Annotated in this window: 24 protein-coding genes, 1 tRNA gene and 2 pseudogenes; 15 read left to right on the forward strand and 12 right to left on the reverse strand. The window is 59.7% G+C overall.

Annotation, left to right across the window (positions count from 1 at the left end; all coding sequences use genetic code 11):
- The 6 genes from ACF8Q6_RS16185 to csrA form a co-directional block, all read left to right on the forward strand.
- Window positions 1-741: NAD(P)H-dependent flavin oxidoreductase (locus tag ACF8Q6_RS16185; protein ID WP_392499092.1), on the forward strand; the 741-nt coding region annotated here is incomplete at its 5' end.
- Window positions 742-823: 82 nt separating this feature from the next.
- Entirely contained in the window at window positions 824-1,582 is a 759-nt protein-coding gene (gene modA, locus ACF8Q6_RS16190) for a molybdate ABC transporter substrate-binding protein (RefSeq protein WP_392490860.1), read from the forward strand.
- Window positions 1,582-2,262 (forward strand): molybdate ABC transporter permease subunit, encoded by a 681-nt coding sequence (gene modB, locus ACF8Q6_RS16195; RefSeq protein WP_392490861.1) that lies wholly within the window; start codon window positions 1,582-1,584, stop codon window positions 2,260-2,262. Before modA ends, modB begins: the two co-directional genes overlap by 1 nt.
- Window position 2,263: 1 nt before the next feature.
- Window positions 2,264-3,355: a molybdenum ABC transporter ATP-binding protein gene (gene modC / locus ACF8Q6_RS16200; protein WP_392490862.1), complete on the forward strand. Its 1,092-nt coding sequence runs from the start codon at window positions 2,264-2,266 to the stop codon at window positions 3,353-3,355.
- Between the two features lie 57 nt (window positions 3,356-3,412).
- Window positions 3,413-4,435: a DNA topoisomerase IB gene (locus tag ACF8Q6_RS16205; protein ID WP_392490863.1), complete on the forward strand. Its 1,023-nt coding sequence runs from the start codon at window positions 3,413-3,415 to the stop codon at window positions 4,433-4,435.
- Window positions 4,436-4,688: 253 nt separating this feature from the next.
- Window positions 4,689-4,886: a carbon storage regulator CsrA gene (gene csrA, locus ACF8Q6_RS16210; RefSeq protein ID WP_012051904.1), complete on the forward strand. Its 198-nt coding sequence runs from the start codon at window positions 4,689-4,691 to the stop codon at window positions 4,884-4,886.
- A gap of 39 nt (window positions 4,887-4,925) precedes the next feature.
- On the opposite strand, the gene ACF8Q6_RS16215 is transcribed toward csrA, so the two are convergent.
- The 3 genes from ACF8Q6_RS16215 to ACF8Q6_RS16225 are packed head-to-tail and all read right to left on the reverse strand — an operon-like array spanning window position 4,926 to window position 7,902.
- Window positions 4,926-5,279 carry a response regulator gene (locus tag ACF8Q6_RS16215; RefSeq protein WP_012051903.1) on the reverse strand — a complete coding sequence of 118 codons (354 nt, stop codon included), beginning with the start codon at window positions 5,277-5,279 and terminating at the stop codon, window positions 4,926-4,928.
- Between the two features lie 11 nt (window positions 5,280-5,290).
- On the reverse strand, window positions 5,291-6,736 hold the full coding sequence (locus ACF8Q6_RS16220; RefSeq protein WP_392490864.1) for an ATPase domain-containing protein: 1,446 nt from the start codon (window positions 6,734-6,736) through the stop codon (window positions 5,291-5,293).
- A 5-nt stretch (window positions 6,737-6,741) separates the two neighbouring features.
- Complete coding sequence (locus ACF8Q6_RS16225; RefSeq protein WP_392490865.1) at window positions 6,742-7,902, reverse strand: nitrogen regulation protein NR(II); 1,161 nt, start codon at window positions 7,900-7,902, stop codon at window positions 6,742-6,744.
- A 465-nt stretch (window positions 7,903-8,367) separates the two neighbouring features.
- Here ACF8Q6_RS16225 and ACF8Q6_RS16230 point away from each other — a divergent pair.
- Window positions 8,368-8,452: transfer RNA gene (locus ACF8Q6_RS16230), tRNA-Leu, on the forward strand.
- A 104-nt stretch (window positions 8,453-8,556) separates the two neighbouring features.
- The gene (locus tag ACF8Q6_RS16235) at window positions 8,557-8,970 is read left to right on the forward strand and encodes a DoxX family protein (protein WP_003250931.1); all 414 of its coding nucleotides are present in this window, start codon (window positions 8,557-8,559) and stop codon (window positions 8,968-8,970) included.
- A 1-nt stretch (window position 8,971) separates the two neighbouring features.
- Here the strand turns inward: ACF8Q6_RS16235 and ACF8Q6_RS16240 are convergent, their stop codons facing one another.
- Window positions 8,972-9,166 carry a hypothetical protein gene (locus ACF8Q6_RS16240; protein ID WP_014859853.1) on the reverse strand — a complete coding sequence of 65 codons (195 nt, stop codon included), beginning with the start codon at window positions 9,164-9,166 and terminating at the stop codon, window positions 8,972-8,974.
- 435 nt (window positions 9,167-9,601) lie between these two features.
- On the opposite strand from ACF8Q6_RS16240, the gene adhP reads away from it, so the two are divergent.
- The 3 genes from adhP to ACF8Q6_RS16255 all read left to right on the forward strand — a co-directional run bounded on the left by adhP (window position 9,602) and on the right by ACF8Q6_RS16255 (window position 11,423).
- Window positions 9,602-10,612: an alcohol dehydrogenase AdhP gene (gene adhP, locus ACF8Q6_RS16245; protein WP_161774553.1), complete on the forward strand. Its 1,011-nt coding sequence runs from the start codon at window positions 9,602-9,604 to the stop codon at window positions 10,610-10,612.
- Window positions 10,613-10,703: 91 nt separating this feature from the next.
- On the forward strand, window positions 10,704-10,910 hold the full coding sequence (locus tag ACF8Q6_RS16250; RefSeq protein ID WP_041166882.1) for a DUF6434 domain-containing protein: 207 nt from the start codon (window positions 10,704-10,706) through the stop codon (window positions 10,908-10,910).
- A 276-nt stretch (window positions 10,911-11,186) separates the two neighbouring features.
- The gene (locus ACF8Q6_RS16255) at window positions 11,187-11,423 is read left to right on the forward strand and encodes a hypothetical protein (protein ID WP_047603475.1); all 237 of its coding nucleotides are present in this window, start codon (window positions 11,187-11,189) and stop codon (window positions 11,421-11,423) included.
- Window positions 11,424-11,454: 31 nt separating this feature from the next.
- Here ACF8Q6_RS16255 and ACF8Q6_RS16260 read toward each other — a convergent pair whose 3' ends face one another.
- Window positions 11,455-11,826, reverse strand: coding sequence for a MerR family transcriptional regulator (locus ACF8Q6_RS16260; RefSeq protein ID WP_392490866.1), 372 nt, complete (start codon window positions 11,824-11,826; stop codon window positions 11,455-11,457).
- A 72-nt stretch (window positions 11,827-11,898) separates the two neighbouring features.
- On the opposite strand from ACF8Q6_RS16260, the gene ACF8Q6_RS16265 reads away from it, so the two are divergent.
- The gene (locus tag ACF8Q6_RS16265) at window positions 11,899-12,996 is read left to right on the forward strand and encodes an SDR family oxidoreductase (RefSeq protein ID WP_392490867.1); all 1,098 of its coding nucleotides are present in this window, start codon (window positions 11,899-11,901) and stop codon (window positions 12,994-12,996) included.
- A gap of 126 nt (window positions 12,997-13,122) precedes the next feature.
- Here ACF8Q6_RS16265 and ACF8Q6_RS16270 read toward each other — a convergent pair whose 3' ends face one another.
- The 4 genes and pseudogenes from ACF8Q6_RS16270 to ACF8Q6_RS16285 all read right to left on the reverse strand — a co-directional run.
- Window positions 13,123-13,422 (reverse strand): hypothetical protein, encoded by a 300-nt coding sequence (locus tag ACF8Q6_RS16270; RefSeq protein WP_003250941.1) that lies wholly within the window; start codon window positions 13,420-13,422, stop codon window positions 13,123-13,125.
- Between the two features lie 135 nt (window positions 13,423-13,557).
- Entirely contained in the window at window positions 13,558-13,755 is a 198-nt protein-coding gene (locus ACF8Q6_RS16275) for a hypothetical protein (RefSeq protein WP_041168588.1), read from the reverse strand.
- 391 nt (window positions 13,756-14,146) lie between these two features.
- Window positions 14,147-14,665: a cysteine hydrolase family protein gene (locus ACF8Q6_RS16280; RefSeq protein ID WP_392490868.1), complete on the reverse strand. Its 519-nt coding sequence runs from the start codon at window positions 14,663-14,665 to the stop codon at window positions 14,147-14,149.
- Window positions 14,666-15,137: 472 nt separating this feature from the next.
- Window positions 15,138-15,421, reverse strand: a pseudogene (locus ACF8Q6_RS16285) (IS5/IS1182 family transposase); the annotation flags it as partial.
- Between the two features lie 475 nt (window positions 15,422-15,896).
- On the opposite strand from ACF8Q6_RS16285, the pseudogene ACF8Q6_RS16290 reads away from it, so the two are divergent.
- Window positions 15,897-16,814: pseudogene (locus ACF8Q6_RS16290) on the forward strand (HAMP domain-containing protein); the annotation flags it as partial.
- A gap of 132 nt (window positions 16,815-16,946) precedes the next feature.
- Window positions 16,947-17,672 carry a methyl-accepting chemotaxis protein gene (locus tag ACF8Q6_RS16295; RefSeq protein WP_392490872.1) on the forward strand — a complete coding sequence of 242 codons (726 nt, stop codon included), beginning with the start codon at window positions 16,947-16,949 and terminating at the stop codon, window positions 17,670-17,672.
- Between the two features lie 9 nt (window positions 17,673-17,681).
- On the opposite strand, the gene ACF8Q6_RS16300 is transcribed toward ACF8Q6_RS16295, so the two are convergent.
- On the reverse strand, window positions 17,682-18,884 hold the full coding sequence (locus ACF8Q6_RS16300; RefSeq protein WP_392490869.1) for a Bcr/CflA family multidrug efflux MFS transporter: 1,203 nt from the start codon (window positions 18,882-18,884) through the stop codon (window positions 17,682-17,684).
- Between the two features lie 102 nt (window positions 18,885-18,986).
- Between ACF8Q6_RS16300 and ACF8Q6_RS16305 the strand changes: the two genes are divergently transcribed.
- A complete protein-coding gene (locus tag ACF8Q6_RS16305; protein WP_392490870.1) occupies window positions 18,987-19,997 on the forward strand; it encodes an MsnO8 family LLM class oxidoreductase in 1,011 nt (336 codons plus the stop codon).
- Between the two features lie 28 nt (window positions 19,998-20,025).
- Here ACF8Q6_RS16305 and hpaR read toward each other — a convergent pair whose 3' ends face one another.
- Complete coding sequence (gene hpaR / locus ACF8Q6_RS16310) at window positions 20,026-20,448, reverse strand: homoprotocatechuate degradation operon regulator HpaR (protein ID WP_392490871.1); 423 nt, start codon at window positions 20,446-20,448, stop codon at window positions 20,026-20,028.
- 184 nt (window positions 20,449-20,632) lie between these two features.
- Window positions 20,633-21,538, reverse strand: a complete 906-nt coding sequence (gene hpaA, locus ACF8Q6_RS16315; RefSeq protein ID WP_392490873.1) for a 4-hydroxyphenylacetate catabolism regulatory protein HpaA — start codon at window positions 21,536-21,538, stop codon at window positions 20,633-20,635.
- Window positions 21,539-21,640: the final 102 nt, after the last annotated feature.

The raw sequence follows: 21,640 nt of genomic DNA on the forward strand, positions 1-21,640 counted from the left end.
GCGCCTTTCGACGAGCAGAGCTGCCTGCTGGTCGAAGCGTTGCGCCCGGAGGTGGTGAGCTTCCACTTCGGCCTGCCGCAGGCCGAACTGCTGCAGCGGGTAAAGGCCAGCGGTGCCAAGGTACTGTCCAGCGCCACGACCGTGGAAGAAGCGGCCTGGCTGGAGCGCAATGGCTGCGATGCGATCATCGCCATGGGCTATGAAGCCGGTGGCCATCGCGGCATGTTCCTCAGCGATGACATCACCAGCCAGATAGGCACCTTCGCGCTCGTACCGCAGGTGGCCGATGCCGTCGGCGTGCCGGTGATTGCCGCCGGTGGTATCGGCGACCACCGCGGGCTGTTGGCGGCACTGGCCCTGGGTGCCTCGGCAGTGCAGATCGGCACGGCTTACCTGTTCTGCCCCGAGGCCAAGGTGTCGCCAGCGCATCGCCGGGCGCTGGACAGCGCACCTGCCAGCGACACCGCGCTGACCAACCTGTTCACCGGCCGATCGGCGCGCGGCATCAACAATCGCCTCATGCGCGAGCTGGGGCCGATGAGCGAGCTAGCACCGCGCTTCCCGCTGGCGGGCGGGGCATTGATGCCTTTACGGGCGATCACCGATCCGCAGGGTAAGAGTGATTTCAGCAATCTGTGGTCGGGGCAGGCGTTACGGCTGGGCCGGCACATGCCGGCGGGTGAGCTGACCCGGGAGATTGCCGGTAAGGCACTGGCAGTGATCGGTCACCAGGCATTCTGACAGGCAGGCCTGGCCTCTTCCCGGCCAATGGCTTATCGCTATATAGTCAAGGCTATAACGATAACCTCAAGGAGCTGTCTTCATGCGTATCCGCTCGCCCCAGTTGGCCGTCACTGCCATGGCCAGCCTGTTCGCCTTCAACACTGCCTGGGCCGACGAAGTCCAGGTCGCGGTCGCAGCCAACTTCACAGCCCCTATCCAGGCCATCGCCAAGGACTTCGAAAAAGACACCGGCCACAAACTGGTCGCGGCCTATGGCGCCACCGGGCAGTTCTACGCGCAGATCAAGAACGGTGCACCGTTCGAGGTGTTCCTCGCCGCTGACGACACCACCCCCAAGAAGCTTGAAGCAGAAAAGGAAACCGTACCCGGCTCGCGCTTTACCTACGCCATCGGCACCCTGGCCCTGTGGTCTGCGAAGGAAGGCTACGTAGATGCCAAGGGTGAAGTGCTGAAAAAGAACGAATACAAACACCTGTCCATCGCCAACCCGAAAGCGGCACCTTACGGCCTGGCCGCCACCCAGGTACTGGACAGGCTGAAGCTAACCGAAGCCACCAAAGGCAAGATCGTCGAAGGCCAGAGCATCACCCAGGCCTTCCAGTTCGTCTCCACCGGCAACGCCGAACTGGGCTTCGTCGCCCTGTCGCAGATCTACAAGGACGGCAAGGTGACCCATGGCTCGGCATGGATCGTGCCGTCCAACCTGCACGACCCGATCCGCCAGGACGCCGTCATCCTCAACAAAGGCAAGGACAATGCGGCCGCCAAGGCACTGGTCGAATACCTCAAAGGCCCGAAAGCCGCAGCGGTGATCAAATCCTATGGTTATGAACGCTGATGCCACTCGATGCCAGTGACCTGGGCGCCATCTGGCTGACCGTAAAACTGGCCAGCCTGACCACCCTGATCCTGCTGGTCATCGGCACCCCGGTCGCCTGGTGGCTCGCGCGCACACGCTCATGGCTGCGCGGGCCGGTGGGTGCGGTGGTGGCACTGCCGCTGGTACTGCCACCGACGGTGATCGGCTTTTACCTGTTGATCGCCCTTGGCCCGCACGGCTGGCTTGGTCAGGCCACCCAGGCGCTAGGCCTGGGCAGTGTGGTGTTCAGCTTCACAGGCCTGGTGATTGGCTCGACGGTGTATTCCATGCCGTTCGTGGTGCAACCCCTGCAGAATGCCTTTGACGCGATCGGCCAACGGCCCCTGGAAGTCGCCGCCACCCTGCGCGCCAGCCCATGGGACACTTTCGTTCATGTGGTGCTGCCGCTGGCCCGCCCTGGCTTCGTCACTGCCAGCATCCTCGGCTTTGCCCACACGGTGGGCGAGTTTGGCGTCGTGCTGATGATCGGTGGCAACATCCCCGACAAGACTCGCGTGGTTTCGGTACAAATTTTCGATCACGTCGAAGCCATGGAGTATTCGCAAGCCCACTGGCTGGCCGGTGCCATGCTGGTGTTCTCATTCCTGGTGCTGCTCCTGCTGTACGCTGGACGCCGCGGCAAAGCTGGCTGGAGCTGAAATGACCGCATCGATTGTGGCGCGCCTGAAACTGGCACGCGACGACTTTACCCTGGACGTCAACCTGCACCTGCCCGGGCGCGGCATCAGCGCACTGTTCGGCCACTCTGGCTCCGGCAAGACCAGCTGCCTGCGCTGCCTGGCCGGGCTGGAACGGGCCGCCAGCGCCTATATCGAGGTCAACGGCGAAGTCTGGGAAGACAGCACCCGTGGCTACGTCCAGGCACCGCACCTGCGCCCGGTGGGCTACGTGTTCCAGGAAGCCAGCCTGTTCCCGCACCTGTCGGTGCGCGGCAACCTGACGTTCGGCTGGCGCCGGGTAGCGCCCGCTGAACGCAAGGTCAGCCTCGACCAGGCGTGCCAACTGCTGGGTATCGGCCACTTGCTGGAGCGCCGCCCGGCAACGCTGTCGGGGGGCGAGGCGCAGCGGGTGGGTATTGCCCGCGCCCTGCTCAGCAGCCCGCGGCTGTTGTTGATGGACGAGCCGCTGGCAGCCCTCGACGGCCCGCGCAAGCGCGAGATACTGCCCTTCCTGGAGCGCCTGCACGACGAACTGGACATCCCTCTGATATATGTCAGCCACGCCCAGGATGAAGTCGCGCGGCTGGCCGACCACCTGGTGTTGCTGGAACAAGGCCGGGCGATCGCCAGCGGCCCGATCGGCGAAACCCTGGCTCGCCTTGACCTGTCGCTGGCCCAGGGCGACGACGCCGGCGTCGTGTTCGAGGGTAAGGTGGTAGGGCACGACCCGCACTACGGCCTGCTTGACCTGCGCCTGCCCGGCAGCGATGGGCCGCTGCTGCGCATCACCCACGCGGCGCAGGTGATGGGCAGCACCCTGCGCGTCAAGGTGCAGGCCCGGGATGTCAGCCTGGCCCTGGCGGCGGACAGCGCATCAAGCATCCTCAACCGCCTGCCGGTGCGTGTGCGCGAGAGCTGCCCGGCGGCTAACCCGGCGCATGTGCTGGTCAGCCTGGATGCTGGCGGCAATGCCCTGCTTGCACGCATCACCCGCTTCTCGGCAGACCAGCTCGGCTTGCACACAGGGCAGACACTGTTCGCCCAGATCAAGTCGGTGGCCCTTTTGGGTTGAGCATCCTTAGCGCGCGTACTGTCCATTGATCAGTGACCTGATCGAGGCCCGCCGCCCATGCTTGACTGCCCCCTGCCGCGCACCCTGCACTACGTTGACGACAGTCAGCCGGGCCTGACCCGTCGGCGCTGGCGCGACCGTTTCATCTACCTCGATGCCGATGGCCAACGAGTACGCGACAGCGAAACCCTCGCACGCATCGCCGCACTGGTGATCCCCCCGGCCTACACGGATGTGTGGATCTGCGCCGACCCGCAAGGCCACCTGCAAGCCACCGGCCGTGATGCCCGTGGCCGCAAGCAGTACCGCTACCATGCGCAGTGGCGCGAACTGCGCGACCAGCACAAATACGGGCGCATGCTTGCGTTCGCCCAAGCCCTGCCAAAGCTGCGCACACAGCTGGAAGCCCACTTGGCGCGGCCAGGGCTGGACCGGGAAAAGGTCATGGCGCTGGTGGTGAGCCTGCTGGACCACACCCTGATCCGCATTGGCAACCAGCGCTACCTGCGCGATAACCGGTCGTACGGATTGACCACCCTGCGCAATCGCCATGTACAGATCAAAGGCAGCAGCATTCGCTTTCAATTCCGCGGCAAGCGCGGCGTCGAACACAACGTCACCCTCAACGACCGGCGCTTGGCCAACCTGCTCAAACGCTGCATGGAACTGCCTGGGCAGGCACTGTTTCAGTACCTGGATGAAGACGGCCAGCGCCATAGTGTCGGCTCCACCGAGGTCAATCAGTTTTTGCAGCAGTTGACCGGCGCCGACTTCACTGCCAAGGACTATCGCACCTGGGCCGGCAGCAGCCTGGCATTGAACCTTCTGAAGCCCTTGGCCTGGGAGCCGGAGAGTGAAGCCAAACGTCAGGTCGCCGCAATAGTCCGCCAGGTGGCCACGCGCCTGGGCAATACGCCGGCCGTGTGCCGACGCTGCTATATCCACCCGGCAGTCCTGGAGCACTATACCTTGGGGCGCCTTGCCAATTTACCGAAAAACCGAGTGCGCAAAGGCCTGGACTCGGAGGAAGTGGCCTTGCTGTTGTTTCTTCAGGCACTCGAGGAACAGGCGGCCCATTGAGCTTGTCTATTCAGCCCATGATGCGAAGAAATTTCCCATTAGCCGCCAACCCCCCTATTCTTGCCAGCGAGCACCTTGGCCGACAAACCGTTGACGGTTTGCTTTGGCACCTGCAACTGAAGACACGCAACAGAATTTGTCTGTCGGGGAATTACTATCCGCCGAAAGCGTCTTTAATGAGAAGGAAGAGGGACAAGCTCCCGCCGCCACGGCAACTAGCCCAGCGGACTTTTACATCACCAAGGAGAACTACATGCTGATACTCACCCGTAAGGTTGGCGAAAGCATCGTCATCAACGATGACATCAAAGTCACCATTCTGGGCGTCAAAGGGATGCAGGTGAGGATCGGTATCGATGCACCGAAAGATGTTCAGGTCCATCGAGAAGAGATCTTCAAACGTATCCAGGCCGGCAGCCCGGCTCCGGAGAAACACGAAGACTCACACTGAGCGTCACCCGAGGGGCATGGATGCGCTCGACCGCCAGCCTCAGGTGCCTATTAACTGATGCACCGTGGCGATCATCTCATCCATGTCGAACGGTTTGTCGAATATTGCGGCAAACAGGGCCGGACATCCTTGGCTGGCCTGTGCGCCGCTCATGAGAATGACCGGCAACTCGCTTAACGCCGGGTCCTGGCGTATGGCGCGTGCCAACTCCTCACCGTTGAGTAGCGGCATCATGTAGTCGGTAATCACCAGCTGCACGCGTTTTTCCTTCAACGCCTCCAGTGCTTTGCAGCCATTGCTCGCCTTTTCCACCACGAAACCTTCGTCCTCCAGGGCAAACCCGAGGATATCGGCGATCAGGTATTCGTCATCGACAATCAGGATGGTGTTCATCGGCTCGTCCGTCACCCGCTCCCCTGCGGCGTCGGCGTTCCCGAAAGCACACCGCAGGCACCTTCGAATGCCTTGCGCAAGGTAATGCCTTGCGGCCCGATCAGCAGCTCGTGCAAGGCCGGGTCATGGTGGCTGTCACGCACCTTGAGGACCGACAGCATGCGCTGCAGTCGCGAGTCCAGTTCGACAAAGCGCATCAGCATAAGGTTGTCGACGATACTCGACAGGTCCGGCGCGGGGGCGCTGATTTCCGCGCCGAAAATGTCGCGCATCTCCCAGGTCAGGACCACGCTGACATCGCGCGCGCGCAACTCACCCGCCAGCGCGCGGAAAAACGCATTCAGCCGCGTCGGGTCAATAGCCAGGCGGCTGAATGCGCCAAGGCTGTCGATCACCACGCGCTTGCTGCCCTGCGCCGCTACACGCTCCAGTAATCGCGCGCCAACCTGGTCCAGCAAGCCTTCGGTGGTCGGCTGCCAGCACAGCTGCAAGCTACCGCCCTTCTCCATCGCGGCAAAATCGTAACCGAGCGAAGCGGCCTTGCTGCGCAGGCGTTCGGGCGTTTCGTAAAAACCGAAATGCAACCCCGGCGCCTGCGGGGTGCTGGCACCCAGAAAGGCCAGGCCCAATGATGTCTTGCCAATCCCCGAAGGCCCCATCAACAGGCTGACTGACCCGGTGGCCAAGCCACCGCCAAGCATTTCATCGAAGGTTGGGACACCGCTGCTGATACGCGCCAAGGTGCCGCTGCCCAATTGGCTGGGGTGGCTGAACAACGCTTCCAGGCGAGGATAGACCTGCATGCCGGACTCATCGATAAGGCATTCGTGACGCCCCGACAACGCACCACTGCCGCGGGTCTTGCGCAATTGGACATGGCGCACGGCGCGGCTGCCCACCAGTTGCTCGCCCAGTTCGATCACGCCATCGACCATGGTGTGTTCCGGGCTGCCCTCGTCCAGCCGGGCACTGGTCAGCAACAGTACGGTGCAACCGGCGAAGGCCGCATGCCCCTGCAGCTCAGAGACGAACTTCTTGGTGTCCAGCGCGGTTTCCGCACGTACCCGGGCATTGAGCACACCGTCGACGATCAGCAGGCTGGCCTGTTGCCGGGCAATTTCCTGGCGCAGCAAGCGCACCACCGCATCCAGCCCGTCCTGCTCGAGGGTATCAAAGGCGCTGACGAACTGGATTTTGTCACCGACCAGCGCCGGGTCGAAGAAGTCCAGCGTGGACAGGTACTGGAACAAGCGTTCATGCGACTCGCTCAGCAAGGTGGCCACCAGCACCCGACCGCCGCCACGCACGTGGCCGCAGGCCAGCTGATTGGCGAGGATGGTCTTACCGGCCCCCGGCGGCCCCTGGATAATGTAGGAGGCGCCAGCTATCAGGCCACCCTTGAGCAACGCGTCGAGCCCGTCGATCCCCGTTACCAGCCGCTTCAGTGCCTGTGCCATGTTGTCTACCTGTCGAGTGGGCTATCCGTCTGGTCCTGATACATTGGCAAGTACAGTCGCATGCAAGTTCCCCGGCCAGGCTCGCTGTCGACACAAATGGCACCACCACTTTGCCGGGCGAAACCATAGACCTGGCTAAGCCCCAGGCCGGTACCCTTGCCGAAAGGCTTGGTGGTGAAAAACGGCTCGAAGATACGCGGCAGTACCTCTGTGGGTATGCCTGCGCCGTTGTCTTCCACCTCGAAGCGCACGAAGCTGCCCTTCAGCCCTTCAACTTCGCCAAACAGCTCGACCACATCGACAGTCAGGCTGATGCGGCCGTGCCCGTCGATGGCATCACGGGCATTGAACAACAGGTTGAGCAACACCATCTGCAGTTGCCCGGCATCCACCTCGATCAACGGCAGGTCCGGTTGCAGCAACACCTTCAAGTCAATTGAGCTTGGCAATGCATGTTCAAGCAGGCCACGCGTAGCGTTAACCAGCTCTGCCGGGGCAACGCTAGCTACATCGAACTTGCGGCGACGGGCAAAACTGAGCAGTTGCTGGGTCAGTTCGGTGCCACGCTGGCTGGCATCGAGGATGTGCTGCAACATGCGCTGGGTGCGTGCCGGGTCCTGGGTGGCCAGCGCCAGGCGCGCCGAGCTGATGATAATGGTCAACATGTTGTTGAAGTCGTGGGCCAGACCACCGGTCAACTGGCCGAGGGCTTCAAGCTTCTGCGCCTGGAACAGCTGGGCGCGCACTGCGTCGAGCTGCTGCGCCGTCTCGCGACGGTCAGTGATATCACGTGTCACCTTGGCCAGGCCAATGATCTGGCCATTCTCATCACGGATCACATCCAGTGCCGCCAAGGCCCAGAACTGCGTGCCGTCCTTGCGCACCCGCCAGCCTTCGTCCTGCGCCACACCCTGCTCCAGCGCCTGACGCAGCAGGCACTCGGGGCGGCCCTGCGCACAATCCTGTTGGGTGAAGAACAACGAAAAATGCTTGCCGATCACTTCATCCCTACGGTAACCCTTGATCCGTTGCGCGCCTGCGTTCCAAGACACCACATGGCCGGAAGGGTCGAGCATGTAGATGGCATAATCCACCACCGACTGAACCAGCTGTTCATAACGATGGGCGGGCATGAGGGAAGCGTCGAGGCAGTCGGCTGAAACCATGCAAACTCCACTGGCACAGCAGGAGGGAGAAAATGAACGTAGCCTGGAGTGTCTGCCAGTAGACAGCTGAACGACTACAGGCTGTCAGCGGTCCGGCTCGGCCAGCGCCGAGCTGATGCGCCGCGGCATGGCCTCTTTCAGCAATCACAGGCTGAGCCGCATGATCATACCACCGCCGGCAGAGGCCAACACGAGCACCTGCGCGAACAACAGCCGCCAGAATAACCGTGGACGCACCACCGTCGCCAACTCGGCCCCATGTCATTGCGGAACACGCTTGGATCCAATCATGGGCAACAGTGGCGTAACGACAGCAAGGTGTCAATTGCCCGTTCGATCGCCTCTTCTATCTGTTGATCATAGGTGCTGCAGTTGACTCAACTATAACAATGGGTTATAAAGCGCGCTTGATTGCGAAGCCCTTCTGCTTAGAAGCGAGCTGGTCGTTGCGACCCCTTCAAACGTGCGAGTGTGGTGGAATTGGTATACACAGCAGACTTAAAATCTGTCGGCGTGAGCCTTGCGGGTTCGAGTCCCGCCACTCGCACCAAACTTCGTTGAAAAGGCGCCCCTGCGGCGCCTTTTTGCTGCCTGGCAGCAATGTCTGGCGTAGCTGCTAAAGTGGAGCTTGTCCCCGTCCACTGGAACGCCGCCATGCGCTACTCCCTGTTCGATGGTCAACGCGACATCATTATCCTGATCGCCCGCGTACTGCTGATGGTCCTCTTCGTCTTGTCTGGCTGGGCCAAGCTGACCGGCTTCGATGGCACGGTAGGCTACATGACCTCGCTCGGCGCCCCTGCCCCGATGCTGGCAGCAGGGATTGCCGTCATCATGGAGTTCGTCGTCGCAATCCTGTTGATCCTCGGTTTCTACACGCGGCCGTTGGCCTTTCTTTTTGCGCTGTTCGTACTGGGCACGGCGCTGCTGGGCCACCCGTTCTGGAACATGGTCGACCCCGAGCGCAGCGCCAACATGACTCAGTTTCTGAAAAACCTCAGCATCATGGGCGGCCTGCTGTTGCTGGCGGTAAGCGGGCCCGGGCGGTTCTCGGTGGATGGTCGCTGAGTCAGTCGTCGCAGTCGTCGAACCAGGCTGGGTGATCGCGCTCTTCGTCATCGAGGTCATCCAGTGTTTCCTCGTCTTCCTCCACTTCATCCTCGGCGCCTTGGGCATCTGCCTCGTGCTCCACGTCGTCGTAGAGAAATTCGTGGTCAAGCAGGTGATCGTGCTCGGGTTCGTGCAGGTCGTCTTCGTCGCGCATGCTGGCTCCTGGGATAATGGCAGGCCTGTATAGGCTGATCAGGGTGCGGGGTCAATGCGTGGTCGCTTAATCCTGGGTTAACCGGACCGGCGCAACCTGCAGGCTCTCCCTTCAAACGTCTTTTGCCCGCCTTCCATGGCGGGCTTTTTTATGACCCTGCGCACTTCGTTGCAGATGATGACAGCCTCATGACCTGACCTTCACGAAATGTCGACATCCGGATGGGCACACTGGCCCTGCTCCGTATGTTCTTGCAGCCCGCCGCATCCTTGCCGCGGGCTTTTCTTTTTTCCGCAAAGGCCAGTCAGGCATACGCAGGTATTTTGTGGAAGCGCCCACCATGACCATGACCTGAAGCAGTTTTGCCTGCCCAGACGAGGTCTATGCTGTCCCAGCGATAAACCAAGCTCATATCGGATAGACACGGAGGCTCTCATGAAAGCTGCTGTCGTTGCACCAGGCCGTCGCGTGGACGTGGTAGAGAAAACCCTGCGCCCTCTCGAATACGGCGAAGCGCTGCTGAAGATGCAGTGCTGCGGTGTGTGCCACACCGACCTGCACGTGAAAAATGGCGACTTTGGTGACAAGACCGGTGTAGTACTGGGCCACGAAGGTATTGGCGTGGTTCAGGAAGTTGGCCCGGGCGTCACCTCGCTCAAGCCAGGCGACCGTGCCAGCGTGGCCTGGTTCTACCAGGGTTGCGGACATTGCGAATACTGCAACAGCGGCAACGAGACCCTGTGCCGCGACGTGAAGAATTCCGGTTACACCGTGGACGGCGGCATGGCCGAGGCCTGCATCGTCAAGGCCGACTACTCGGTTAAAGTGCCCGACGGCCTCGACTCCGCTGCCGCCAGCAGCATCACCTGCGCCGGCGTCACGACCTACAAGGCAGTTAAGATCTCCAACGTCCGCCCCGGCCAATGGGTCGCGATCTACGGCCTCGGCGGCCTGGGCAACCTGGCCCTGCAATATGCCAAGAATGTGTTCAACGCCAAAGTCATCGCCATCGACGTCAACGAAGAGCAACTGCGCTTCGCCAGCGAGATGGGCGCGGACCTGGTGGTCAACCCGCTCAACGAAGATGCCGCGAAGGTCATCCAGGCTAAAACCGGCGGTGCACATGCTGCCGTCGTTACTGCTGTGGCCAAAGGCGCGTTCAACTCGGCTGTCGATGCCTTGCGCGCTGGCGGGCGACTGGTGGCCGTCGGGCTTCCGTCGGAGTCCATGGACCTGAATATTCCTCGCCTGGTGCTTGATGGGATCGAAGTGGTGGGCTCGCTGGTAGGTACACGCCAGGACCTGCAGGAAGCCTTCCAGTTTGCCGCTGAAGGCAAAGTGGTGCCCAAGGTAACGCTGCGACCGATCGAGGATATCAACCAGATCTTTGACGAGATGCTGGAGGGCAAGATCAAAGGCCGGATGGTGATACAGTTCGAAGGCTGACAGGCCGAGCCAGGTCATGTGGAACCACAGCAAAGCCCGTAGATGACCCTCTACGGGCTTTTTGCCTTCTCAATTGTCAAAGGAACAGACCATGACCGTCGACTGGCACGCCGGGCCGATTACCCGTACGACTCCACTGGACAAGCATTACCGCAACACGCAGAAGGTTCGTCAGTTTCTGCTCAGCGAGTGCGGCGCGGCATTCAAGTTCGACCGTGGACTCATGCTTTGGATCAAGAGTGGTACCCCATCAACCATGGGTGACGTCGCGGACGAATGGCTACGGAGGTATGGGTGAAGCCCTGTATCTGACGGCTGGAGGCAGGCCTTGCCTGCAGCCGTTGCTTTCAGCATCTTGTCCAACGATTCAACCATGCTGGAATAATCCATTTCCTGACTCCCTCGATGGTGGAATTGGCTTGAGCCCAACCCTAGACTGCGAACATTTCAATATTTGATGAGCAAACCTGGAAATATCACTCATCCTTCATGCTGAAGACCGACGCCCGCGAGGTGTTGTTCAAGAAAAGTGCTCAACCTGCAAGGGCGAGCCTGTGCATATGAGGAGATCGGTATGTCCATTCGAAGTTTGGCGAAGAACCTGCCACCAGACCCTTCGCGGGAAGGCTGGGTCATCGGATGGGGGGTCCTGAGAGACCGACATCCATGGCATTTCGTCGACGTTTATGCTGACCAGAAAACGGCCATGGCAGAGGCGCAGCGCAGAGGAGACGGCTACGTGGTGGAATTCGGCTCGCACCGCTTGGGGACACAGGAATTTATCTGCGGTGTCACCTTACCTGAAGGCTGACGCTCGATCGAAAATAGTCACGGACAGGACTTCAAAGCATTATCTGCCCATTGGCAATAGCACTGGCTTCGAGCTTGGCGCGCTCCGCGTCCAGGAAAACATAAGCGGCCTGTAGCGTGGTGATCTTCGTTTGAATCTCGGCCATCTTGGCGGCGACCAAGACGGCGCCTTGCGCGCAATCGATCGTGTTACCCCGCCTGGCCACAAGAATGTCCCCAATCTCAGCAAGTGAAAAGCCTCCGCCCTGGGCACTCTGTATGAAGGCCAAGTCAGCTACGGTCTGTTCACTGTAACTGCGATAGTTGTTGGCTTGTCGGTGTGGCTCGATAAGCCCGAGCTGTTCGTAATAGCGCAATGCATGGCGGCTGAGCCCACTCCGACGCTCCAACTCTCCAATATTCACGTTAAAAATCCTTGACTGTAGAGCAGGCTCTACACCTTAGCCTGCGCCCATTATCCAAACAAGGGTTCAAACATGAGTGTGGAATGCTTTGTCACCGGCGGCAGCGGCTTTGTGGGGCAACATTTGCTGGCCGCTCTTACTGCGCAAGGGCACAAGACCTGGGTGCTGATGCGCAGCCCCGGTAACATCGAACGCCTCAAGGAGCAGGTAGGCCAACTGGGGGGTAACCCGGAGTATCTCCATGCCGTTGAAGGCGATATCAGCCAGGAGGGGCTTGGCCTCAGCGAAGCAGACAAAGAACGCGTCACTTCGGCCGCTGTATTTTTCCATCTGGCGGCGGCATTTTCCTGGGGGCTGCCACCGGAGCGCGCCCGCTCAGTCAATGTCCAAGGTGCTCTGAGCGTGGCCAGGCTTGCGGCCAGCCAGCGCATCCGATTGCTCATGGTAGGCGGCTTCATGCTGCAAAACCTCAACCACCTTGCCCGTATCGGGGTTGATATTCAGTGCCCTGAAAACACAAACTGGCCGGCGATCTACGCCCGTGTAGGCGGCTACGAAGGCAGCAAACTCGAGTCCCATTTTGCAGTCATCCGCTATATGCAAGACGCAGATGCGGATTACACGATTGTTCACCCTGCTACGGTGTGCGGCCACAGCGAGAACGGGCATATCCTGGACGGACAACCGCTTGCCGAACTCATTCGTAATCTGGCACAAGGCCGGTTCAAAGCTGTTCCCGGTTCCGCCAGTCACTGGTTGCCATTGGTCAGCGTCGATTATCTGGTGAACATGATAACTTGCGTGGCGTTCGACCCCGCCATGGCCAACCGGCAAGTGCTGGCGCTGTATGAGCGAACACCAAACTTGCAGGGAATGCTTGGGCAGATCGCAGACACGCTAAAGGTCAAGGCACCCCGCCGCCATATACCCATAGGGTTGCTCAGGTCGATATTGACAATTCCGGGACTGGCGACCCGCCTGGCGATCAGCGCCGAGTCATTGAACTTTATTCAGACACAGCGCTTCGACATGGGAAACAGCAGGCAATTGGAGCGCAAGTACGCGTTTACCCATCCCGACATGACGCAGGCCTTGGAAAACACGGTGCGCTATGTCAGCGACTACTTGATGAAAAAGTCCAAAAGAGAAGGCGCTGGCCAGCGAGGATAACGGGCCAGGCCGATGAAGCCTCCCTGCCGGCTTGCTGGAAGTCTGGAGACGCAGAGGTTTCATGCACGGTGTCTTCGCTGATGACAATAGGTCGCCGCTTGACCTCCGGCGCTGCGCGCCTGGCCGCTATTTCGAGGCAGCCATAAAGCCTGCAGCAGGCGCACCTTCAGTGGCGACCCGTCGGGCCCGGCCAACGCCCCACGCCAGTGCCCTGGTCATCGACTCGCCAGGGCGAGAATCGAAGGCCTCCTCAAGGATAGCCATGCCACCAGGGGCGTACACCCCGATGAACATCTGCGTTTTGCCTGTCCGCGACAGTCGCGTCTGAACATCAATGTATGTCCCATCGTCGAGCGTCTCGTCGTGAGTTCGGTGATGAAGCGTCGGGTCAGCCCAGGCCCAGAAAACATCACCGCGTATTCTCATGAGGCGCTCCTACGACTTTAGTTGTAGTCAGGTGGTTTATTGCCACCATAGCGAACGTGCAGTTTTACGCAAATTAGTCTGACTCATCTGTGAGCTGAATCGGACAATCGGCTATTCAGCAGCCCCGCCAAAGACTCAACGCTTGTCGTGAAGCTCGGGCGGCCAAGCGCTGAAGAACCACATGATTCCTGGCGTCAATACATAGATCCAGTGCTGGCCAGGGTAGATGAAGATGCCGACAGCCCAGATGGCGAGTAAGGTTCCGCCCGCTCGCCTACGCCGCCTCGGCGTGAACCATTCCTGAAACGCCTTGTGCCTCTCCCGCAGTTTCATTACCACCCTCCCTGTTTGGTAAGCGGCGAAGCATATCACCTCTAATTCAACGATAACGCGTCCCGGCAAGGGCGGCGCCTGCACGCAAGAACCACGACATGACCCAACAACAGCACGACGAGCGCAAGCAGGACCGGGTCTTCCGCCAATATCTAAGGGCTCAAGCAGCTGCGCTCAGTGTTTGACTAGACATCAATGGCCCCCAGCACGCCGGCCCTGATCGCGCAGGACCGCGACTCAAGGTTGGCCAAGAGGTTTCGGAACTCCATGCCAAAAGTTACCGAACTCGTGGCTTTTGTGGACTCATAAAGAAAAGCCCCGCAGACGTTAATCTGCGGGGCTTTCGAATGGTGGAGGCCGAGGTCGGAATCGAACCGTCTGGCGATGGCAGTTAGAAACACCAGTCCTCGGCGCGTACGACACGACAGAATGGTCCCGCGAGGGTCGCATTGTGATGAGCGACAATCTCTTCGGCCTTCAGGGCAGGGGTGTCGGTGCAGGTATGGCCATCGGCGATCAGCACTGCATCGAATCCAAGATCTCGTGCGGCGCGGCAGGTGCTATCGACACAGTATTGGGTTTTCATTCCGGTAATGACCACACCCTGAGTTCCACAATCCCGTAACCGATCGGCCAAGGCGGTCTTGTAGAACGCGTTAGGTCGGCTTTTCTCGAAAATCACTTCGTCGCCTTGTAACACCAGCGCCTGCACCAGTTGCGTCAACGGGCTTCCAGGCTCGATTGGCGACCCAGGTGGACCAATATGGCGGGCGAGAAAAATGGGTGCTCCTGCACTTCGGGCTTTACTCAATAAATTATTCAATGTGTCTAGCAGCGCTTCGCCAGCCCATGGCTTATCCGGGCCATAAAACAATCCAGCCTGCATATCAAGAATCAACAGTGCATACATAATGCTTTCCCTTGCATATTGGCCAGCGACACAAGGGCAAAAGAAAAGGCCCTTTCCATCACTGGCGGGCCTTTGAAGTTCGTGCGTTATTGGCTCACGCAACCCCTCACGACCAGCCTCTGGCGGTCGTGACGGTCGTGGTCAAGGCAATTCGTGGTTGGTTCATAGAGCTGACAGTAGCTGCACTTTACCGGGTTGGCAAGTGAGCGCTGTGAGGGTGAAGGCTGATTGAAGTATCGAGCGTTGAGGTCCGCTTCTAGCCGGTAGCTGTCTTCCGCAATAGGCCGTCATGGGTCCAGGCTGAGTGAAAACGCAAGTCAGTACGTCGAGTAGCGAAAGAAGCTGGAGCACCCTGTCAATTCAGCAGATCTAAGTGCTGATCTACCTGAGTCGGGCACCAGACGCGGCCTGCGCTATTTGGGCCGCGGCAGCGGCCCGAATAGCCGTATACGGACGCAAAAAATGCTTGGCCTCAAGCCCTGATCGCTTCAATCAGTCCAGCGATGCCAAAGAGGCTCATCATTCGTTTGAGATTGTAGGCAAGCACGTGAAGGCTCATTTCGGTGCTTCCCCTTGTTAGGGTTTTGGTCAGGAAGTGAGTGCTTCCCATCCAGTATTTGAGCGTTTCGAACGGATGCTCCATCGTCTGCCGACGAACCTTCATCTTTCCTGGATCATGCTCCAATCGGATCTGCACCGCTTCGACTACCGCTCATGCTCCCAGCGCTTTAACCGGCGTTCCTTACCCGTCGTACATGCCAACTCCAATCAGGCCAGATGAGTTGTAGCCACTTTTGATACACCGAACGGCGACTTGTCCACGCCTGCCGTACATTTGAGCGCCCCTGCCATAGGGTATGAGCCTATAGGGTTTGGTTGTCAGTCCCGGTACCTTTCACTGAGCGGTTCGGCTTAGGTGGCAAGGGAAACTATGAATTTAAGTATTCGGATCAAGATCACGTTATTGAGCAGCATCTGTCTGGTGTCCGTCGTGGGAATACTAGCTTGGCTATCACAGGAGCAGCGCCTTAGCGACGTACAAAGCATCGCCAGCACGTCGGGCGATCTATTGCGTACGGCGGCCAAAGACACGTTGCAGGCCGAAGGGCAAGTGCAAGCGCTGAAGATCCAACAGCGATTTGGCCAGAGCTTCGAATTTGCGCAAGGCGTAGCTCGGCATCTCCTCCATCTGCGTGCGCAGACCACAAGCGATTCTGCCGCCGCCATTGTCATGCGTCAGGAGCTCTCCAGGTTGCTGCATGATGCCATTGGCGAACGCAGGGACTTGCTTGGCCTGTTCGTGATATTCGAACCGAACGCGCTGGACGGACATGACGCAGATTTCGCAGGCCAGACGGCGCTAGGCGGAAACGACCGTGGCCGCTTTACCCAATATTGGCTACAACCAACACCCGGGCAGCTTCAAGCGGTTTCGGCCGACGAATCCCTATTGGCCGATACATCAATCGGTCCTACCGGAGCCTCCGCTAACGCCTTCTACGTCTGCTCGCGCAAAAGCTTGCAGGCGTGCGTATTGGAACCCTACCTGGACGACTCAAGCGGCACTCCTCGACTGGTGACCAGTGTGACCGTACCGCTCATCGTCAGCGGACAATTGCTTGGCGTGTTAGGGCTAGATATTGCGCTGGACAAGCTTCAGGAGGAAGCCGCGGCGGCCAGTGAAGGCCTTTACGAAGGGCAAGGCATGTTGTCGATTCTGAGCCCTGCGGGCGTGGTAGCGGCCGACACCGGCCAGCCGCAGCGTCTCGGCACGCTGATGGCTTTGCAAGCCCACTCAGGCTACCTCAACGTTACCGTCCCCTTCGCGCCGATTGCCGACGCCCTCCCCTGGCTAATCCAAGTATCAGTACCCTCACGGGTTCTTGAGGCCCCGCTGCAACGTTTGAATGAGCAAATGCAGGCGCAACAGGTGAAAAGCCTCGGTGTTGCAGTCGGCCTAGGTTTGCTGCTGACGCTGACAGGGGTATTGATTATGGGATGGGCTTCTCGCAGCGTGACCCGGCCGATTTCACGCGTCGCCGAGCTGCTGCATGCCATCGCCGATGGCGACGGAGATCTCACACGACGTCTGGCGTACAGCGGCCGTGATGAGCTGGGCCATTTATGCGGTGCCTTTGACCTTTTCCTTGATCGACTTCAACCCGTCATCGCCCAGGCCCAGCAGGCCGTCCACGATACTCGCAGTACTGCCGACAAATCGCAGACTATCGCGGTTGAAACCAGCCGTGGCATGCACCAACAAGCCACGGAAATCGAGCAAATGGCTACTGCTATTCAGGAAATGTCAGCAACCGCTCAGGCTGCGGCTGAAGGTGCGGCACGCGCGGCAGATGCTGCACGTTATACCGAGCAAGCCACGGGGACTGGCGCGCAGGTGATCGAGCAGTCGGTTCAGAGTATAAATGCGCTCGCCGTCGGGATGGCCGAAGCCATGGAGCGTTTGCGCAACCTGGCGGTGAGCAGCGAGCGGATCGGGTCAGTGCTCGACGTGATTCTATCCATCGCCCAGCAAACCAACCTGCTTGCGCTTAATGCCGCCATTGAGGCAGCCCGGGCAGGCGATGCCGGGCGCGGCTTCGCTGTCGTAGCGGACGAGGTCAGAGCATTGGCAATGCGTACCCAAGCCTCTGTGGGTCAGATCGCGGGCTTCATCGACAACCTCCGCGAAGGTACCCATGACCTCAGTCAATCCATGCAGCAGAGCAATGACCAAGCGCACCGTAGTGTTGAACAAACGCGCCAGGCGCTCCAGGTGCTTGATCAAATTCGCAAGGCAGTCGGTACCATCACCGATATGAACACCCAGATCGCCTGCGCTGCTGAAGAGCAAAGTAGCGTTGCCGAGGAGATCAGCCGTAACGTCGAAGCCGTCAACGAAGTAGTGAGCGAATTGTCGGAGCAGGCCGAGCAATCATCGGCCATCAGCCAGCAACTGAATGTTCTTGCTGTTGGCCAGCAGACACTGCTCGGACGCTTTAAAGTCTGAGTCTGGCGATCAGGCTGCTCGCCTCTGCTTAGCTGTCCTTGAGCGCGCTCTGAGCCACACATAACAGAGCACCGAACCCGCCCCTGCTGCTGCAATCACCCAGCACATCGGGCGGGGCGAGCCATCAGCCAAACTACCCACCCATGCGCTGAATGCCGCACCGAGGGCGAACTGGCTGGATACCGCCAGCCCGGCGGCGGCGCCAGCATTGTTGGGGAACAGCTTCAGCAAGCTAGCCACACAGTTGGCGCCCATCAAGCCAGTGACACTCACAAACAACACCACCGGCAGCACGATCCCGATCAGACCAGGCGCCTCAGTACTTGCCACCACACTGAGTCCAAGCACCGCAACGCTGACGATCACCGCACCAGCGCCCAGCATTGCCAGTGGTCCGAAACGCGTCACCAGACGCGCATTAATGAGCGTCACGATGATCACTCCGAAAATGTTCAGTCCGAAGAGCCAGCCGTAGCCTTGAGGCGAAATCTGAAAGTATTCGATGTACACATAGGGAGACGCGGTGATGAATGCGAACATACCGCCGAACGACAAGCCCATGCACAAGATGTAAGCGAGCGCCTGAGCGTTGCACGCGATCTGCCAGTATCCGGCCAGTGCTGTACCGAGCGAACCAACGCGCCGCTCGGCAGGATGAGTCTCAGGTATATAGCGAAGGCTAGCGAGCAGGCATACCGCGGCGAAAGCGAACAATGCGGCAAAGATGCTTCGCCAACTGTGCAATTGCATCAATAACCCACCTGCCAAGGGTGCGACGAGCGTCGCCAACATGGTGACCAGGTGCATGAGCGATAGCGTACGCGCCGCCTGACCGATCGAGAAAACGTCACGCACGATCGTTCGAGCCAACACTGACGCAGCAGCACCACCCAACGCCTGCAAGAAGCGCCAGCCAATTAGTGCTTCGATATTGTCTGCCAGCAGACAACCGACTGTTGCCCCCAGATACAGCACCATGCCCCACACCAAAACCGGCCGCCGACCGAAGCGGTCGGAACATGGGCCATGAAAGAGCATGCCAACGCACAATCCGGCGAGAAACGCGCCGATGGTGAGTTGCACACTGCTGGCGCTTGCACCTAGATCTGAGGCAATGGTCGGCAGACTCGGCAGATAAGTGTCGATTGATAGGGGGGCGAACGCCACAAGGGCGGCGAGCAGGACGATCAGGCGACCAGGGTGACTCAACATCATTGCTCCGTCATGTGAGATGAATTCGATAACTTCTTAACATTCTGCCTCCAAAGCGGCAGAATGGTTAATAATTTAATGATTTCCCGATGAGTGCCGCCCGTGACCCTGCTCCTGACCGTAATTGACCAATCACCGGTTCATCAGCACCACACCCTTATCACTGCACCTGGGCTTTCGCTGGAGCTGGCCATCGAATGCGAGCGGCTCGGCTACCACCGCTACTGGTTGGCAGAGCATCACAACAGTATCCAGTTCAGCGGCACAGCGCCGGAGATCCTCCTCACCCGTATCGCCAGCGCTACTCGCAGCATGCGCGTTGGCAGCGGCGGTGTAATGCTGAGCCATTACAGCCCCTATAAAGTGGCGGAGACCTTTGCATTGCTCTGCGGACTTTTTCCTGGTCGGATAGATCTTGGCATCGGACGCGCGCCCGGCGGCAGCGCCTTGAGCAGCCACGCGCTGGCCGTGCCAAGCTTCGTGCCGGATGTCGATCAGTTCCCTACTCAGGCCGCCATGCTGTGTGCATTTCTGCGAGACGGCCTCCCCACCGGTCACGCTTATGAGGTCCTCACCTTCGATTTGCCGACCGAGTCGATGCCCTCGCTTTGGATGCTGGGTTGTGGCGGTGGTAGTTCCCAACTGGCCGGTCAACTGGGGATGGGCTTGGCCCTGGCGCAGTTCATCACACCAAGCGCCTGCACGCCGCGGATTTTTGACGATCACAGAGGGGCATGGCAGCGTACTGCACGGGTCAGCCCTCCCCCCCGTCTTCTAGCGGTCGCGGCTATCTGCGCGAGTACGGATGAAGAGGCCCGTTACATCGCCGGCACTGCGGTGTACCGGAAACTTAGCGCCGGCAGGACGCCACGCGAGGTTCTCCTCAGTCCAGCCGAGGTGCAGCAACGCTACATGCAGATGAACCAGGTTGAACGTGCCACCTACGATGAAACGCTGGCGGGTATGGTAGTGGGCTCCGCGCAGACCTGCCGACGCAGGATTGCCGAATTTGCTCGAGACTTCGGATGCAATGAAATCGGCATCGTCACCATTACCCATCGCTTCGAAGACCGACTGCGCAGCTATCAACTGCTCGCAGGTGATCAGCCCTGACCTCTGGATTGATCAACCCAGGCCGGGATCACGGCTTAACGCGTTTGAGCTCGTTAAGCAACTGCAGCAGTTGCTGAAGTTTATCTTCACCGAACTGCGCCTGGATTTTGCGGTAGTTGGCTTCCATTCCTTCACGCATGGCATCGAAACTCGCGCGGCCGGAGTCGGTCAGCGTCACGAACACTCGACGTTGATCTTCGGTGCCCTTGCGTCGGCACACCAGCCCATCCCGCTCCAGGCGGCTGAGAACCCCGGTCATGCTCGGCTTGAGAATGCAAGCCAAGTGCGCCAGCTGGTGGCTTTCCAACTCGCCCTGCTGCTGCAGGATGCGAATAACCCGCCATTGCTGCTCTGTCAGATCGTGCTCATTGAGCAGCGGCCTGAAAAATGCCATTGCGGCTTCGCGGGCCTGTAGCAAGCTCAGCGTCAGTGAAGGGCGAGTCTCGGTCATGAGTAAAGCCTGTGCTATTTGATCCAGGTGCCAAGATTAGGGACATATGACGAGTGCGACAACTGCCCCAGCCTATGGAAAGTGCAATCTCTTCCACGGAAAACCCATTCAAGCCCGCCCTGCAAGCTGCGAGCATCACTCTCAAACAACGACAATTCCTTGCAGGTATCGCCACGTGGCCACCTCACTGCAACTCCGCCTGCCGCTGCCGATACTCGCCCGGTGTGACTCCCGCATACCGATTGAAGAAACGGCTGAAATAGGCCGGGTCCTTGAACCCGAGCTGATAGCAGACTTCATTCACCGAACTGCCGGAGAAAAGCAGCAAGCGTCTGGCCTCCTGCATCAGCCGTTCCAGCACCAGGCGTTTGGATGGCAGATCGGCGATTCGCCTGCAAATGTCGTTGAGCCGCGCTTCAGTCACCCCGATCTGTGCGGCATAGCTCGCCAGCGGCCAATGCTCAAGATAGTGCGCCTCGATCAGCGCGTTGAAGCGATGGAATATCTTCAAGTCTTCATGACGGGCCGGAATCGCCTCACGCGAGTTGGGGCAAAGCCGCAACAAGCTGATCATGATCAGCCGCGTGAGCGATTGCAGCGCCGCATCACGTCCCGGATTAGAGCTGGCGAATTCATCGCTGAGCGCCTCCAGCCAGGTTTCCAGGCGCCGTGCCTCGGCCTGATCCGCCACCGGCACGTTGGCCAGCGCCACACAAGCCGGCCGCACCTGCATTCCCGTCGGCAACAGGCTGGCATCTGCCTCGATCAATTGCCAAACCAACTGCTGGCGTACCGTGAGTACATGCCCGTCGCTGTCCGGATCGGTGACGAAAGAGTGAGTCACGGTCGGTGGCGTAAGGAAGAACATCGGCCCCGATTCGATGAACTGCTGGTCGTCCAGATACACCCGCACAGTGCCGGACTTCACGTAGTGCACTTGAAAGAAGCGATCGTGGCGGTGCACCGGCATGTTGCGTCCGAAAAATCCGGCGAGGTTGCCCAGCCGGTCGTGGTGCACCTCGCTCTCACTGTAGCGCTGGTCGTAGACCTGACCGATGTTGATGTTCGGAATGGGATGCCGATTGCTCATTGCTGGTTGTCCGCCAGTGACTTGACCCAAATTGCCAAGGCTCATGGTGCACCCGCCAAGCGGGAGCTACAAGGGAAGCCTTGACCATCGTTAACATATTAA

Source organism: Pseudomonas sp. GLN_2 (assembly GCF_043106005.1).
Classification (GTDB): Bacteria; Pseudomonadota; Gammaproteobacteria; order Pseudomonadales; family Pseudomonadaceae; genus Aquipseudomonas; species Aquipseudomonas alloputida.

Bases quoted from the DNA above. Each gene is read 5' to 3' on its own strand.
- ACF8Q6_RS16240 (WP_014859853.1), bottom strand. From the start codon at position 9,166: ATGCGCGACGAAGACGACCTGCACGAACCCGAGCACGATCACCTGCTT.
- ACF8Q6_RS16220 (WP_392490864.1), bottom strand. From the start codon at position 6,736: ATGGCACAGGCACTGAAGCGGCTGGTAACGGGGATCGACGGGCTCGAC.
- ACF8Q6_RS16275 (WP_041168588.1), bottom strand. From the start codon at position 13,755: ATGAAACTGCGGGAGAGGCACAAGGCGTTTCAGGAATGGTTCACGCCG.
- hpaA (WP_392490873.1), bottom strand. From the start codon at position 21,538: ATGAGCAATCGGCATCCCATTCCGAACATCAACATCGGTCAGGTCTAC.
- ACF8Q6_RS16295 (WP_392490872.1), top strand. From the start codon at position 16,947: ATGGCTACTGCTATTCAGGAAATGTCAGCAACCGCTCAGGCTGCGGCT.
- hpaR (WP_392490871.1), bottom strand. From the start codon at position 20,448: ATGACCGAGACTCGCCCTTCACTGACGCTGAGCTTGCTACAGGCCCGC.
- ACF8Q6_RS16205 (WP_392490863.1), top strand. From the start codon at position 3,413: ATGCTTGACTGCCCCCTGCCGCGCACCCTGCACTACGTTGACGACAGT.
- modC (WP_392490862.1), top strand. From the start codon at position 2,264: ATGACCGCATCGATTGTGGCGCGCCTGAAACTGGCACGCGACGACTTT.
- modA (WP_392490860.1), top strand. From the start codon at position 824: ATGCGTATCCGCTCGCCCCAGTTGGCCGTCACTGCCATGGCCAGCCTG.
- modB (WP_392490861.1), top strand. From the start codon at position 1,582: ATGCCACTCGATGCCAGTGACCTGGGCGCCATCTGGCTGACCGTAAAA.
- ACF8Q6_RS16250 (WP_041166882.1), top strand. From the start codon at position 10,704: ATGACCGTCGACTGGCACGCCGGGCCGATTACCCGTACGACTCCACTG.
- ACF8Q6_RS16270 (WP_003250941.1), bottom strand. From the start codon at position 13,422: ATGAGAATACGCGGTGATGTTTTCTGGGCCTGGGCTGACCCGACGCTT.
- csrA (WP_012051904.1), top strand. From the start codon at position 4,689: ATGCTGATACTCACCCGTAAGGTTGGCGAAAGCATCGTCATCAACGAT.
- ACF8Q6_RS16300 (WP_392490869.1), bottom strand. From the start codon at position 18,884: ATGTTGAGTCACCCTGGTCGCCTGATCGTCCTGCTCGCCGCCCTTGTG.
- ACF8Q6_RS16280 (WP_392490868.1), bottom strand. From the start codon at position 14,665: ATGTATGCACTGTTGATTCTTGATATGCAGGCTGGATTGTTTTATGGC.
- adhP (WP_161774553.1), top strand. From the start codon at position 9,602: ATGAAAGCTGCTGTCGTTGCACCAGGCCGTCGCGTGGACGTGGTAGAG.
- ACF8Q6_RS16265 (WP_392490867.1), top strand. From the start codon at position 11,899: ATGAGTGTGGAATGCTTTGTCACCGGCGGCAGCGGCTTTGTGGGGCAA.
- ACF8Q6_RS16235 (WP_003250931.1), top strand. From the start codon at position 8,557: ATGCGCTACTCCCTGTTCGATGGTCAACGCGACATCATTATCCTGATC.
- ACF8Q6_RS16225 (WP_392490865.1), bottom strand. From the start codon at position 7,902: ATGGTTTCAGCCGACTGCCTCGACGCTTCCCTCATGCCCGCCCATCGT.
- ACF8Q6_RS16215 (WP_012051903.1), bottom strand. From the start codon at position 5,279: ATGAACACCATCCTGATTGTCGATGACGAATACCTGATCGCCGATATC.
- ACF8Q6_RS16255 (WP_047603475.1), top strand. From the start codon at position 11,187: ATGTCCATTCGAAGTTTGGCGAAGAACCTGCCACCAGACCCTTCGCGG.